Source organism: Streptomyces sp. TRM68416 (assembly GCF_014596915.1).
Lineage (GTDB): Bacteria > Actinomycetota > Actinomycetes > Streptomycetales > Streptomycetaceae > Streptomyces.
In genome coordinates this window covers 468,863-481,577 of record NZ_JACVWU010000002.1, presented here as the reverse complement: position 1 = coordinate 481,577, position 12,715 = coordinate 468,863, and the positions used below count along the sequence as shown (strand labels likewise).

Below are 12,715 nucleotides of genomic sequence, written 5' to 3'. Positions count from 1 at the left end.
CGGCGGGTGCTCCGCGGCTGCGGGGGCTGTCATGAGCGGCGGGGAGCTGTTGGAGCGGTCGCTCGTCTACGCGCTGGGGAGCGTCGCCGAGGTCCGGGGCGGCAGCCTCGGGCGGGGTACGCCGTGTGCCGGCTGGGACCTGGAGGAGCTGCTCGGGCACCTCGACGACTCGATGGACGCGCTGTACGAGGGCCTGACGGGCGGGCGGATCGGCCTGGTCCCCCGGGACGACCGCGCCTGCCGCTTCCGTACGCGCGCGTGCGCCGTGCTCGGCGCCTGGGCGGCCGGACCGCCGGACGAGGTCCGGATCGGCGGACGGCCGCTGGACGTACGGATCGTGGCGGCCGCCGGTGCCGTCGAGATCGCCGTGCACGGCTGGGACGTGGCACAGGCCTGCGGCCGGCCCCGGCCCATCCCCGCCACCCTGGCCGCGGACCTGTTGCGGGTGGCGCGCTTGCTGGTGGCGGAGGAGGACCGGGGCGTGCGTTTCGCCGCTCAGGTCCCCGTGCCGGTCGGTGCCCCGCCGGACGCCCGGCTGCTGGCCTTCCTGGGGCGCCACGCGTCCTGATCCGACCGTCGGGGCGCCGCCGGGCCTTGCCATCGGCAGACACCTCCCTTTATGGTCGTAGTGACTATTAAGGGAGGCGGTCATGGACTACGACAAGTACGCCCACGAACCCTTCGCCGTCACCGTCGATCTCGCGGTCCTCACCCTGCGCTCCGGCGCCCTGCACGTGCTGCTCGTCGAGCGCGGGCAGGAGCCGTACGCCGGGCAGTGGGCGCTGCCCGGCGGCTTCGTGCAGCCGGACGAGTCCGCCGAGACGGCCGCCCGGCGCGAACTCGCCGAGGAGACCGGCCTGGCCGACGTCTCCGGACTGCACCTGGAGCAACTGCGGACCTACAGCGAGCCCGACCGCGACCCCCGGATGCGGGTCGTCTCCGTCGCGTTCGCCGCGCTGCTGCCCGACGCGCCCGAGGCGCACGGCGGCAGCGACGCGGCCCAGGCGCGCTGGGTGCCGTACGACACGGCCGGGCCGCTCGCCTTCGACCACGACCGGATCCTGGCCGACGCCCGTCAACGCGTCGGCGCCAAGCTCGAGTACAGCTGCCTCGCCACCGCCTTCTGCCCGCCGGAGTTCACCCTCGGCGAGCTCCAGCAGGTCTACGAGGCCGTGTGGGGCACCGCCCTGGACCGGCCCAACTTCCGGCGCAAGGTGCTCGCCACGCCGGGGTTCGTCGAGCCGGTGCCCGGCGCCTCCCGCCTCACCGGCGGCCGCGGCAAGCCCGCCGCGCTGTACCGCGCGGGCACCGCCACCGCCCTCCACCCGCCGCTGCTCCGGCCGACCCCGGAAGGACCCTCCGCATGACCGCCCTCGTGAAGAAGCGCGCCGCCACCGGGGCCCTGGTGGGGCTCGCCCTCGGGGACGCCCTCGGCTTCCCGACCGAGTTCAACGACGTGCCGTCGATCCTCGCCAAGTGCGGGCCGTGGCGGGAGATGGAGCTGCCGCGGCGCGCGATCGTCAGCGACGACACGCAGATGACGCTGGCGCTGGGCAGGGGGTTGCGGACGGCCATGGACCGGGGGGTGCTCGGGCCCGCCGGGCTGGCCGGACCCGTGCGGCAGGAGTTCATCGCGTGGAACCGCTCCCCGGAGAACAACCGGGCACCCGGCAACACCTGCCTGCGCGCATGCGAACTGCTGGAGGACCCGGGCCTGCCGTGGCAGGACGCCAGCCGGATCCACTCCAAGGGCTGCGGCGCCAACATGCGCGTCGCGCCGATCGGGCTCGCCCCCGGGCTGAGTGACGAACAGCGCTCGGGCGCCGCCCAGTTGCAGTCCGCGCTCACCCACGGGCACCCCACGGCGCTCGCCGCCTCCGACCTGACCGCGCACGCCGTACGGCTGCTCGCGCAGGGCGCGGAGCCGACCGGACTCGTCGGCCTGCTGCGGTCGTACGCCTACGACCACCGCACCCGCTACCACCACGCCTGGCTCGGCGACCTGTGGACCCGCGCCCAGGACCCCACCCCGGAGCACTTCATCGCGCGCGGCTGGGACGAGTGCCTGGAGATCCTGGAACGGCTTCAGCAGGCCGTGCGGGACCGCTCGGTCGAGACCGACCCGTGCCTGGCCACCGGCGCGGGCTGGATCGCCGAGGAGGCGCTGGCGACCGGGCTGCTGTGCTTCCTGCTGTTCGTCGACGAGCCGGTGACGGCGCTGCGCCGGGCCGCCTGCTCCTCCGGCGACTCGGACTCCGTCGCCTGCCTGACGGGCGCCTTCGCGGGGGCGTACCTCGGCGCCGACGCCTGGCCCCGGGAGTGGGCGGACCGGATCGAGTACCGGGGCGACCTGATCACCCTCGGTGCCCTCTGGGACGCTTGACCGATGACCGACGCCCTGGACATCGACCTCGCCCCGGTGGTCGCCGAGCAGCCCCACCCGCTGCTGTTCGCGACCGTCTCCGGCGCCCACCTGTACGGCTTCCCGTCCCGCGACTCGGACGTGGACCTGCGCGGTGTGCACCTGCTGCCCGCCGCCGACCTCGTGGGCCTGCGCGAGCCGGACGAGACGCGGTCCCGGATGTGGGACCGGGACGGCGTCGAGATGGACCTGGTCACCCATGACCTGCGCAAGTTCGTCCGGCTGATGCTGCGCCGCAACGGCTACGTCCTGGAGCAGTTGCTGTCACCGCTCGTCGTGCACACCACCGACGCGCACCGGGAGCTGGCCGCACTCGCGCCCGGGGTCGTCACCAGCCACCACGCCCACCACTACCGGGGGTTCGCGAACACCCAGTGGCGGCTGTTCGCGAAGACCGGCGAACTCAAGCCGCTGCTCTACACCTTCCGGGTCCTGCTCACCGGCATCCATCTGATGCGCAGCGGGGAGGTGCAGGCCCATCTGCCCACGCTGCTCGGGGAGGTGGCCGAGGCCCCGGCCCACCTGTCCGAGTTGATCGAGGCGAAGGTCGAGCGGGAGCACGGGCCGGCCGCCGTCGACCACGCGCGCGTGAAGGCCGACGTCGAGCGGCTGCAGGGGGTGCTGGACGAGGCCCAGGCCGAGTCAGCCCTGCCCGACAACCCGGCCGGGTACGACGCCCTGCACGACTTCGTCGTACGGATCCGGCTGGAGCGCTGAGGTACGGCGGACGCGGACGAGGAAGTCCTCGACGCGCCGCCGGTCCGGTGCGGCGGGCAGCGGGCTGCGGTGCGCGGACTCCTCCGCCTCCGCCGCCAGCCGGGTCATCCGCGCCTCGACCTCCGGCCACGGCACCTCACCCCGCTTCACCGCGAGGAGCGGCTCGCGCTGATCGCCGACGTCGATCGTGAGTTCGCCCGTGCGCAGCAGGTCGCGGGCGCTCGTCAGCAGGCGCAGCAGGTGCATCGCGTGCTTCCAGCGCGGGGCGCCGTGGTTGCGGACGTCGGCCTGGAGCTTCTTGCGCTGGCCCACGGCGTACCGCGCGAAGGTGTCGTGGGCCTGCCGGGACAGGAACGCCCCGCGCAGGGCGAGCAGTTCGCGGCCCGTGTCGTCGACGTACTCCACGACGGGGGAGTGCAGGCACTCCAGGATGTTGGGATTCGCGCGCAGCGCCAGCTCGCAGAAGCGCTCCAGCTCCCAGCTGAACTGCTCCTCGGCCGGGCCCTCCACGTGCGTCGGCGGCTTGTCGAAGCGCCAGAACAGGGGAGTGGGGGCGAGGAACACGCCCCGCCGGTCGGTGTCGCTGCCCTCCGTCGCCAGACCGAAGGCGCGCGAACCCATCACGCAGGCGTAGATCGTGTGGTCGCGTACCAGGCTCTCGGGGTGCATGCCGGGGAGCGTACGCGGCGCCTCACGCCAGGCGGATCGAATTTCCCTCCACGGTGACCTTCTTCTCGGGCAGCGGCTTCGTCGCCGGAGGGTTGGCCACCGAACCGTCCGTGATGTTGAACTTGCTGCCGTGGCAGGTGCAGTTGATGGTGCCGTCCGCGACGTTGGCCACCGTGCACCGCTGATGGGTGCAGATGCTGGAGAAGGCCTTGAACTCGCCCTCCTTCGGCTGCGTCACCACGATCTCCTCGTCCTTGAAGATCGTGCCCCCGCCCACCGGGATGTCGGACGTGGTGGCCAGCTCCTGGCCGGGGGAGGCGTTCGAGGACGAGTCGTCGTTGTCGTCGCCGTACTCGCTGCACCCCGTGACGAGCGCCGCCGCGCCGGTCGCGAGGAGAACGGTGCGGCGCGTCGGGCGGTTGGTCATGTCGTCACTCCGAACGTGCGGAAGAACCAGAGGGCGGACGTCAGCCAGATGATCGTGAGGGTGGTGAGGACCAGCCCGCCGACGAACGGCAGCAGCCAGCCGGGCAGCCGCTCCCAGCGGAGCAGCAGCATCTTGGCACTGAATGCGCCGAAGAAGAAGCAACCCAGGAGGGAGTGCCACAAAACGCGCGTGTCGTACGACTGATAGCCCAACGCGTACAGACAGTGCACCGCGACCGGCACCGCCACCAGGAACGCCGCCCGGCCCGACCAGCGGTGCAGCGGCGCCGACCAGCTCGGGCCCGGCAGCTTCCCGTACACCATCAGCGCCGAGACGAGCTGCACGAGGGCGAGGAACATCGCGGCCGTCGCCAGCCAGGACTTGACCGCCTGGGTGCTGCTGAAGCCCGCGAGGTTGAAGGCCGTGCCCGCCGGGTCGTGGACCTTGCCGTACACCCCGAGGGCCACGGCGACCGCGCCCGCGACGAGCGCCGGGACCAGGTAACGGGCGGGGTGCGGGCTGCCGTGGGAGGGGCGGGGCGAGGGGAAGTCCTGGGTGACGGCGTTCGGGTCTACGGTCATGATCGGCTCCCGTGGCAGGGGGATCAGGGGGTTGCGGGCCGGGCTGTGAGCTGCTGTCCGTCGACCGTCACCGCGCCGGTCTCCGGGTCGATCGAGGGGGCGGGCGAGGGGGTGCCGTCGCGGGTGACGATGCCGACCTGCCGTCCGCCCTGCAGCACGATCCAGCCGCCGTCGACCTGTGTGCCGTCCACGGTGGCGGTCGCCCGGTACGGACCGGACGGCTTCTTCGCCCGGTCGGCGGTGAAGCCATGCTGTCCGTCGCCGACGTCGACCGTGCCGCTGATCCGGTTGTCCTCCTTCAGCGTGCCGTTCAGCACCGAGCCGTCCTTGCCGGTCAGCCGCATCGACCCGTCGTCCTCGACGTCGCCCTTCAGCCAGGACTCCCGGGTGCGGCCGTCGCAGAAGTACGCGACAGCGCCGCCGTCGCGCAGGGTGAGGGCGATCGCGGCGGAGTCGTCGTCGGTACGGCCGGCATACCTGCCGTCCGGGACGGGGGTCGGGGACGGGGACGCTGACGGGGTGACGGTCGGGGGCGGCGGGGTGCTCGTGGGGGCCGGGGACGGGCTGGTCTCCGCGGAGGTGCTCCGCGTCCCCGTCGTGGCGTTGAGCGACAGCATCAGGACGGCGAGCGCGAGTCCGGTGAGAAGGGTGAGCAGCGGTCCAGGACGCTTCATGAACGGCCTCCCCCGAGACGAGCTTCCTGTGCCATCAGAGCGGACCTCGCGCCGGGCGTAAAGAGGCGCACGGTGGTGTTCTCGCCCCAAATAGCGGAACAGCGACATTCCGGTGAGATGGTGACCATGACCGGAAGAGAACCGAACCTCGGTGATCTGCTCGGCGGCCTCCCCGGCCCGGGCGGCGGCGGGAACAGGCAGGTGCCCGCCTCCCCCGACGAGCTGGTCCGGCAGCAGAGGCTGTGAACAGCCGTCTCAGCGGGCGGGCGCCGCGCACCCCGCCCACCGGGGCCGCATAGGCTGGAGGGTCGAAGAGGCGATCCGTACATCAGCAAGGAGCAGCGCCGTGGCGGTACGAGCGGTCCGGGGGGCCGTCCAACTGGAGCGGGACGAGGCCGGCCACATGGACGAGCAGGTCGGGGCCCTGCTCACGGCGATCCTGGAGCGGAACGGCCTGACCGCCGACGACCTGATCAGCATCTGGTTCACGGCCACGCCCGACCTGCACAGCGACTTCCCGGCGGCCGCGGCCCGCAAGCTCGGCGCCGGATTCGCCGACGTACCCCTGATCTGCGCCCAGGAGCTGGACATCGAGGGCGCCATGCCCCGCGTGGTCCGGGTCCTCGCGCACATCGAGTCCGACCGGCCGCGCGCCGACATCGCGCACGTCTACCTCGGCGCCGCGGCCGCCCTGCGCAAGGACATCGCCCAGTGAGAACCGCACTCGTCATCGGCACCGGCCTCATCGGCACCTCGGCCGCCCTGGCCCTGGCGGGACGCGGCGTCACCGTCCACCTCGCCGACCACGACCCCGAGCAGGCCCGTACGGCGGCCGCCCTGGGCGCCGGCACCGACGAGGCGCCCGACGGGCCCGTCGACCTCGCGATCGTCGCCGCCCCGCCCGCCCATGTGGCCGCCGTCCTCGCCGACGCCATGCGCCGCGGGGTGGCCCGCGGCTACATCGACGTGGCCAGCGTCAAGGGCGGCCCGCGCCGCGAGCTGGAGGCGCTCGGCCTGGACCTGTCCTCGTACATCGGCACCCACCCCATGTCGGGCCGCGAGAAGTCCGGCCCGCTGGCCGCCAGCGGTGACCTCTTCGAGGGCCGCCCCTGGGTGCTGACCCCGACCCGGGACACCGACACCGAGGTCCTCAACCTCGCCCTGGAGCTGGTCTCGCACTGCCGGGCCGTCCCGGTCGTGATGGACGCCGACGCCCACGACCGCGCCGTGGCGCTGGTCTCCCACATGCCCCACCTGGTCTCCAGCATGGTCGCGGCCCGTCTTGAGCACGCCGAGGAGGCCGCCGTACGGCTGTGCGGGCAGGGCATCCGGGACGTGACCCGGATCGCCGCCTCCGACCCGCGGATGTGGATCGACATCCTCTCCGCGAACCCGGGACCGGTCGCCGACCTCCTCGCGGACGTCTCCGCCGACCTCGACGACACCGTCCGGGCCCTGCGCGCGCTGCAGTCCTCCGACGAGGACAAGCGCCGTGAGGGCGTCGTGGGCATCGAGGACGTGCTGCGCCGCGGCAACGCGGGCCAGGTCCGCGTCCCCGGCAAGCACGGCTCCGCTCCGCGGGTCTACGAGATCGTGGCGGTGCTCATCGACGACCAGCCGGGACAGCTCGCCCGGATCTTCGCGGACGCCGGCCGGGCCGGGGTCAACATCGAGGACGTACGCATCGAGCACGCCACCGGGCAGCAGGCCGGTCTGGTGCAGCTGATGGTGGAGCCGCAGGCGGCGCCGGTGCTCACGGCCGCGCTGCGGGAGCGGGGCTGGGCCATCCGCCAGTAAGGAGGCCTCCGGCGAGCCAGTAACCTTGTGCGGGGCGCTTTCGCGTCCCGCACACCCACCACACCGCACCAGGAAGGTGTCCCCCCGTGGAAAACGGCGCCGCCCAGCCCGTGATTGTCGCCATCGACGGCCCCTCCGGCACGGGCAAGTCGAGCACGTCGAAGGCCGTGGCCGCGCAGCTGGGCCTCAGCTACCTCGACACGGGCGCCCAGTACCGGGCGATCACGTGGTGGATGGTGAACAACGGCATCGACATCGACGACCCGCACGCGATCGCCGCCGCGGCCGGCAAGCCGGAGATCGTCTCCGGCACCGACCCGGCGAACCCCACGATCACGGTCGACGGCACCGATGTGGCCGCCCCGATCCGCACCCAGGAGGTCACCTCCCAGGTGAGCGCGGTCAGCGCGGTGCCCGAGGTGCGCACCCGGATCACCGAGCTCCAGCGCTCCATCGCGGCCTCCGCCGAGCGGGGCATCGTCGTCGAGGGCCGGGACATCGGGACGACCGTGCTGCCCGACGCCGACCTCAAGATCTTCCTCACCGCCTCCGCGGAGGCCCGCGCCGCCCGGCGCAGCGGTGAGCTCAAGGGCGCCGACGTGAACGCCACCCGCGAGGCCCTCATCAAGCGGGACGCGGCCGACTCCAGCCGCAAGACCTCGCCGCTGGCCAAGGCCGACGACGCGGTCGAGGTGGACACCACCGAGCTCACGCTCGCGCAGGTCATCGAGTGCGTCGTGACCCTCGTCGAGGAGAAGCGGGCCGGGAAGTGACCGAACTGCCTTCGGCGCGCGGCGCCGAGGTCGGGCGGCGCATCGGCGTCGGCCTGATGTACGGGCTGTGGAAGCCGCGCGTGCTCGGCGCCTGGAAGGTGCCCGCGAGCGGTCCGGTGATCCTCGCCGTCAACCACTCCCACAACATCGACGGCCCCATGGTCATGGGCGTCGCGCCCCGGCCGACGCACTTCCTGATCAAGAAGGAGGCGTTCGTCGGCCCGCTCGACCCGTTCCTGACCGCGATCGGCCAGGTCAAGGTGGACCGCTCGGTCGCCGACCGTACGGCGATCACGCGGGCCCTCGACGTCCTGTCGGCCGGCGGCGCGCTCGGCATCTTCCCGGAGGGCACCCGCGGCGAGGGCGACTTCGCCTCCCTGCGCGCGGGGCTCGCCTACTTCGCGGTGCGCAGCGGCGCGCCGGTCGTCCCGGTCGCCGTTCTGGGAAGCTCCGGGCGGCCCGGACGGTTGATAAAGGCGCTGCCTCCGCTGCGCAGCCGCGTCGACGTGGTCTTCGGCGACCCCTTCGAGGCGGGCGACGGCAGCGGACGGCGCACCCGCAAGGCCTTGGACGAGGCCACCGAACGCATCCAGAAGCAGCTCACCGCCCATCTGGAAAACGCCAGGCGCCTGACAGAGCGCTAGGCGACACTGAGTAGTGGATCAAACCGGCGATACCGGGCGGTCCACCGATCACCACACTGAACGAGGTACGGACTTCATGAACGACCAGATCCATTCCGACGGCTCGGGCGAGGCGCACGACCACGGGATGCTTGGCGACGCCGAGTACGCGGAGTTCATGGAGCTCGCCGCGGAAGAGGGCTTCGACCTGGAGGACGTCGAGGGTGCCATCGAGGCGGCGGGCCACGGTCCGCTTCCGGTGCTCGCCGTCGTCGGCCGCCCGAATGTCGGCAAGTCGACGCTCGTCAACCGCATCATCGGGCGCCGCGAGGCCGTCGTCGAGGACAAGCCCGGCGTCACCCGGGACCGCGTGACCTACGAGGCCGAGTGGGCGGGCCGCCGCTTCAAGGTCGTCGACACCGGCGGCTGGGAGCAGGACGTCCTCGGCATCGACGCCTCCGTGGCCGCGCAGGCCGAGTACGCGATCGAGGCCGCCGACGCGGTCGTCTTCGTCGTCGACGCCAAGGTCGGCGCCACCGACACCGACGAGGCCGTCGTACGGCTGCTGCGCAAGGCGGGCAAGCCGGTCGTGCTGGCCGCCAACAAGGTCGACGGGCCGAGCGGTGAGGCGGACGCCGCCTACCTGTGGTCCCTGGGCCTCGGTGAGCCGCACCCCGTCTCCGCGCTGCACGGCCGCGGCACCGGCGACATGCTGGACGCCGTCCTGGAGGTGCTGCCGGAGGCGCCCGAGCAGACCTTCGGCGGCACCGGCGTCGGCGGTCCGCGCCGTATCGCCCTGATCGGCCGCCCGAACGTCGGCAAGTCCTCGCTGCTGAACAAGGTGGCGGGCGAGGAGCGCGTCGTCGTCAACGAGCTGGCCGGCACCACCCGTGACCCGGTCGACGAGATGATCGAACTCGGCGGTGTCACCTGGAAGTTCGTCGACACGGCGGGCATCCGCAAGCGCGTCCACCTCCAGCAGGGCGCCGACTACTACGCCTCGCTGCGCACCGCGGCCGCCGTGGAGAAGGCCGAGGTCGCGGTCATCCTGATCGACGCCTCGGAGTCCATCTCGGTGCAGGACCAGCGCATCGTCACCATGGCCGTCGAGGCGGGCCGCGCCATGGTCATCGCCTACAACAAGTGGGACACCCTCGACGAGGAGCGCCGCTACTACCTGGAGCGGGAGATCGAGACCGAGTTCGGCCAGGTCGCCTGGGCGCCCCGGGTCAACGTCTCGGCCCGCACCGGCCGCCACATGGAGAAGCTGGTCCCCGCGATCGAGACGGCCCTGGCCGGCTGGGAGACCCGTGTCCCGACGGGCCGCCTGAACGCCTTCCTCGGGGAGCTGGTCGCGGCCCACCCGCACCCGATCCGGGGCGGCAAGCAGCCGCGCATCCTGTTCGGCACCCAGGCCGGCACCAGGCCCCCGCGGTTCGTGCTCTTCGCCTCCGGCTTCATCGAGGCGGGCTACCGGCGCTTCATCGAGCGCCGGCTGCGCGAGGAGTTCGGCTTCGAGGGCACGCCGATCCACATCTCGGTGCGGGTGCGCGAGAAGCGCGGCAAGAAGAAGTAAGCGCGTACGGTGCGTACGGAATGAGAAGAGGGCGGCCCCCAACGGGAGCCGCCCTCCTCAGTGTTCAGATGCCTCTGCGGGGAACCGGCTGGAGGGCCGGGTGCGTCCCCGTCGCCTGCGGCCCGATGTGCCCGACCCGCTGCCACTGCGACTGCCGCGCGCTGTGGGCGCCGGCGCTGTAGGCGCTGTAGGAGCTGCTGAAGGACCCCGGGCGATGTCCGCCGTACGGGTCCGTACTGTGCGGGATGTTCCCGAAGGCGGTGAACCCCAGGTCCTCCTCGCCGCTGCGGTCGCCCGGCAGCGTACGGAAGGACTTGACGTACTCGGCGTAGAGCGCGTCGTAGATCGGCGTGGCCGAGGGAGAAACATCGTATGCGTGCACGTATGTCCAAACGACCGCTCACGGGAAGGGATGCGGTCGGGCGGCGGGCGTTTGGGTGTGCCGTCGGTGCTCAGGTGCCGGCGAGGGGCAGCGCGGAGGCGACGAGCTTGCCGTTGGCGGCCGCCTTGTCCAGCGCGTCGCGCAGCAGGTCCTCCCGCGGCTGACGTCCGATGGAGCCCACCGGCGCCGCGAACATCAGCACCTGCTGGTGCTTGTTGGCGGCCGCCCGCCACCCCTCCGTCACCTGGAGCGGCTGGTGCGCCTGCCACCAGGCCACCGGCTGACCGCCGTTGGTGCCGGGCTGGAGCACCGCGTGCAGCTGGCCCATGGCGAGCAGCACCGACCAGCCGTGCAGCACCGGCGGCACCGACTCGATCGCCGTCAACGGCATGAACCCCTGCTCGATCAGCAGCGGCAGGAAGTCGTCGCCGACCCCCGTCGCACCGGGCCGCACGATGGGTCCGGTCGGCTCCACGACCAGCGCCGGGTGCAACTCCCCGGCGATCAGCACCAGTCCGCTGGTCACCCCGAGCACCGCCTGCTCGGGTGCGACCTTGTCGGGCTCCGGGCCGGCCGTGTCGCCGGTGATGGACCTCACCGCTCCCTGGAGCTGCTCCTCGGTGACCTGGACGACCTGCGAGGGCAGACAGGTGGCGTGGGCGAAGGCGAGGACGGCGGTCTCGTCGCCGATGAACAGGACGGTGCTGGTGCGCTCCTGTTCGGAGTCGCCCGGAGTGCGGCAGGACGTGCAGTCGTAACTGCCGGGGGCGTTCTCTCCGGCGAGCAGCCGGTCGGCTTCTTCGTCGCCGATCTCGGCGCGTACCTCGTCGCTGACGTCGAGCATGCGCGGCACGGGGGGCTCCCTCGGGATGTGATGCGTGGCGGGGCCGGGCGGCTCCCGGCCCGTGAACCGGGCGGGTCCCGGGCTCATGAAGAAGACAACGGGCGATCTGTGGCGGGAGTCACGCACCACGGCGAACGGAATCGAACCATCCGTAGCGGACGGTCACACCCGGCCCGAAATCGTGCACTCACGGTCAAGCCCTGGGCAGTCCAAGGAAGTTGGTTCCGTGAAGTGGCTCACAGATTGTCGGAGGTGCTGCCCGACAAATCAGGAAATCAGCGAATGAAGTGGGTGGCCGGAATTCGCCGATACCTCGGGTAACGGCGAACTGGCCTGGAATGACAAGCAATTGGTTGATACCGGCCGCCCACCCTCCCTAGATTCCTCGGCCGTGTGCAACGAGCACCGCTCGGGTACGTCCGCCGGCCGCACCACAGCCAGCTCGCAGCACCTGCCTCCGGCGGACGGGGCGGAGCGCGACGACCGCGACCCAGTGCGCGGAGCGCGCCCCGCCTTGGGGGACCCCGAGTCCGTCGGGAGGGAATTCCATGTCCGAATGTGCCGATACCAACCGCGACAACGCCCGTAAGACGCGTACCACGGCGGTTCTCGCCGGGGCGGCTCTGCTCGCCCCACTCGGACTGCTCGCCGCGAGCGGCAACGCCGCGGCGGCCGACCCCGGAGTGTGGGACCGCATCGCCCAGTGCGAGAGCGGCGGCAACTGGCACATCAACACCGGCAACGGCTACTACGGAGGACTCCAGTTCTCCGCGAGCACCTGGCGCGCCTACGGCGGCACCGCCTACGCGCCCACGGCCGACCGGGCCACCAAGTCCCAGCAGATCGCCGTGGCCACCAAGGTGCAGCGCGGCCAGGGCTGGGGCGCCTGGCCCACCTGCTCGGCCCGTGCCGGAGCCTACGGCAGCGCACCAGCGGCCACGGCTCCCGCCGCCGGCTCGGCGACCACCAAAGCGGCCCCGTCGGCCCCGTCGACTCCGTCGAAGACGCCGGAGCGAGCCTCGGGCCACACCGACCGCAGCGCGTCCCGCGGCGACTACACCGTCCGGCAGGGCGACACCCTCAGCGGCATCGCCGCCCGCCACGGGACCACCTGGCAGCGCCTGTACGCCGCCAACAGGGCCGCCATCGGCGATGACCCCAACCTGATCGTGCCCGGCCAGCGCCTCGACATCTGAGTGCAGCTCCCCCTCGCCGGGTACCGGCCCCACC

16 protein-coding genes are annotated in these 12,715 nt (G+C 72.4%); 10 read left to right on the top strand and 6 right to left on the bottom strand.

Translation table 11 applies throughout. The features are described 5' to 3' along the window. The first annotated feature begins 31 nt into the window (after positions 1-31). The 4 genes from ICC28_RS05365 to ICC28_RS05350 all read left to right on the top strand — a co-directional run bounded on the left by ICC28_RS05365 (position 32) and on the right by ICC28_RS05350 (position 3,139). On the top strand, positions 32-568 hold the full coding sequence (locus ICC28_RS05365) for a TIGR03086 family metal-binding protein (protein ID WP_188287218.1): 537 nt from the start codon (positions 32-34) through the stop codon (positions 566-568). 82 nt (positions 569-650) lie between these two features. After that, positions 651-1,367 (top strand): NUDIX hydrolase, encoded by a 717-nt coding sequence (locus ICC28_RS05360; protein WP_188287217.1) that lies wholly within the window; start codon positions 651-653, stop codon positions 1,365-1,367. Next, positions 1,364-2,383, top strand: a complete 1,020-nt coding sequence (locus tag ICC28_RS05355; RefSeq protein WP_188287216.1) for an ADP-ribosylglycohydrolase family protein — start codon at positions 1,364-1,366, stop codon at positions 2,381-2,383. The genes ICC28_RS05360 and ICC28_RS05355 overlap by 4 nt, the downstream gene beginning before the upstream one ends. 3 nt (positions 2,384-2,386) lie before the next feature. Continuing rightward, positions 2,387-3,139: a DNA polymerase beta superfamily protein gene (locus ICC28_RS05350; protein ID WP_188287215.1), complete on the top strand. Its 753-nt coding sequence runs from the start codon at positions 2,387-2,389 to the stop codon at positions 3,137-3,139. On the opposite strand, the gene ICC28_RS05345 is transcribed toward ICC28_RS05350, so the two are convergent. The 4 genes from ICC28_RS05345 to ICC28_RS05330 are packed head-to-tail and all read right to left on the bottom strand — an operon-like array spanning position 3,065 to position 5,490. Then, complete coding sequence (locus tag ICC28_RS05345; protein ID WP_188287214.1) at positions 3,065-3,808, bottom strand: DNA polymerase beta superfamily protein; 744 nt, start codon at positions 3,806-3,808, stop codon at positions 3,065-3,067. The two genes, ICC28_RS05350 and ICC28_RS05345, sit on opposite strands and share 75 nt — an antisense overlap. Positions 3,809-3,830: 22 nt before the next feature. Beyond that, positions 3,831-4,235 carry a Rieske (2Fe-2S) protein gene (locus tag ICC28_RS05340; protein ID WP_188287213.1) on the bottom strand — a complete coding sequence of 135 codons (405 nt, stop codon included), beginning with the start codon at positions 4,233-4,235 and terminating at the stop codon, positions 3,831-3,833. Beyond that, positions 4,232-4,816: a DUF6529 family protein gene (locus ICC28_RS05335; protein WP_188287212.1), complete on the bottom strand. Its 585-nt coding sequence runs from the start codon at positions 4,814-4,816 to the stop codon at positions 4,232-4,234. Before ICC28_RS05335 ends, ICC28_RS05340 begins: the two co-directional genes overlap by 4 nt. A gap of 23 nt (positions 4,817-4,839) precedes the next feature. Next, complete coding sequence (locus tag ICC28_RS05330; protein ID WP_188287211.1) at positions 4,840-5,490, bottom strand: hypothetical protein; 651 nt, start codon at positions 5,488-5,490, stop codon at positions 4,840-4,842. A gap of 346 nt (positions 5,491-5,836) precedes the next feature. On the opposite strand from ICC28_RS05330, the gene aroH reads away from it, so the two are divergent. The 5 genes from aroH (at position 5,837) to der (ending at position 10,259) form a co-directional block, all read left to right on the top strand. Continuing rightward, on the top strand, positions 5,837-6,205 hold the full coding sequence (gene aroH, locus ICC28_RS05325; RefSeq protein ID WP_188287210.1) for a chorismate mutase: 369 nt from the start codon (positions 5,837-5,839) through the stop codon (positions 6,203-6,205). Continuing rightward, entirely contained in the window at positions 6,202-7,287 is a 1,086-nt protein-coding gene (locus tag ICC28_RS05320) for a prephenate dehydrogenase (protein ID WP_188287209.1), read from the top strand. The genes aroH and ICC28_RS05320 overlap by 4 nt, the downstream gene beginning before the upstream one ends. Positions 7,288-7,373: 86 nt before the next feature. Further along, positions 7,374-8,060: a (d)CMP kinase gene (gene cmk, locus ICC28_RS05315; RefSeq protein WP_188287208.1), complete on the top strand. Its 687-nt coding sequence runs from the start codon at positions 7,374-7,376 to the stop codon at positions 8,058-8,060. Next, positions 8,057-8,704 (top strand): lysophospholipid acyltransferase family protein, encoded by a 648-nt coding sequence (locus tag ICC28_RS05310; protein ID WP_188287207.1) that lies wholly within the window; start codon positions 8,057-8,059, stop codon positions 8,702-8,704. Before cmk ends, ICC28_RS05310 begins: the two co-directional genes overlap by 4 nt. A gap of 76 nt (positions 8,705-8,780) precedes the next feature. Further along, positions 8,781-10,259 (top strand): ribosome biogenesis GTPase Der, encoded by a 1,479-nt coding sequence (gene der / locus ICC28_RS05305; RefSeq protein WP_188287206.1) that lies wholly within the window; start codon positions 8,781-8,783, stop codon positions 10,257-10,259. Positions 10,260-10,323: 64 nt separating this feature from the next. Here der and ICC28_RS05300 read toward each other — a convergent pair whose 3' ends face one another. Then, positions 10,324-10,641 (bottom strand): hypothetical protein, encoded by a 318-nt coding sequence (locus ICC28_RS05300; protein WP_188287205.1) that lies wholly within the window; start codon positions 10,639-10,641, stop codon positions 10,324-10,326. Between the two features lie 70 nt (positions 10,642-10,711). Beyond that, entirely contained in the window at positions 10,712-11,494 is a 783-nt protein-coding gene (locus ICC28_RS05295) for a hypothetical protein (protein WP_188287204.1), read from the bottom strand. Between the two features lie 539 nt (positions 11,495-12,033). On the opposite strand from ICC28_RS05295, the gene ICC28_RS05290 reads away from it, so the two are divergent. Continuing rightward, complete coding sequence (locus ICC28_RS05290) at positions 12,034-12,681, top strand: transglycosylase family protein (protein ID WP_188287203.1); 648 nt, start codon at positions 12,034-12,036, stop codon at positions 12,679-12,681. Positions 12,682-12,715: the final 34 nt, after the last annotated feature.

Excerpts from the sequence above, each read along its gene's own strand:
- ICC28_RS05365 (WP_188287218.1), top strand. The coding sequence starts at position 32 with ATGAGCGGCGGGGAGCTGTTGGAGCGGTCGCTCGTCTACGCGCTGGGG.
- ICC28_RS05360 (WP_188287217.1), top strand. The coding sequence starts at position 651 with ATGGACTACGACAAGTACGCCCACGAACCCTTCGCCGTCACCGTCGAT.
- ICC28_RS05355 (WP_188287216.1), top strand. The coding sequence starts at position 1,364 with ATGACCGCCCTCGTGAAGAAGCGCGCCGCCACCGGGGCCCTGGTGGGG.
- ICC28_RS05350 (WP_188287215.1), top strand. The coding sequence starts at position 2,387 with ATGACCGACGCCCTGGACATCGACCTCGCCCCGGTGGTCGCCGAGCAG.
- ICC28_RS05345 (WP_188287214.1), bottom strand. The coding sequence starts at position 3,808 with ATGCACCCCGAGAGCCTGGTACGCGACCACACGATCTACGCCTGCGTG.
- ICC28_RS05340 (WP_188287213.1), bottom strand. The coding sequence starts at position 4,235 with ATGACCAACCGCCCGACGCGCCGCACCGTTCTCCTCGCGACCGGCGCG.
- ICC28_RS05335 (WP_188287212.1), bottom strand. The coding sequence starts at position 4,816 with ATGACCGTAGACCCGAACGCCGTCACCCAGGACTTCCCCTCGCCCCGC.
- ICC28_RS05330 (WP_188287211.1), bottom strand. The coding sequence starts at position 5,490 with ATGAAGCGTCCTGGACCGCTGCTCACCCTTCTCACCGGACTCGCGCTC.
- der (WP_188287206.1), top strand. The coding sequence starts at position 8,781 with ATGAACGACCAGATCCATTCCGACGGCTCGGGCGAGGCGCACGACCAC.
- ICC28_RS05290 (WP_188287203.1), top strand. The coding sequence starts at position 12,034 with ATGTCCGAATGTGCCGATACCAACCGCGACAACGCCCGTAAGACGCGT.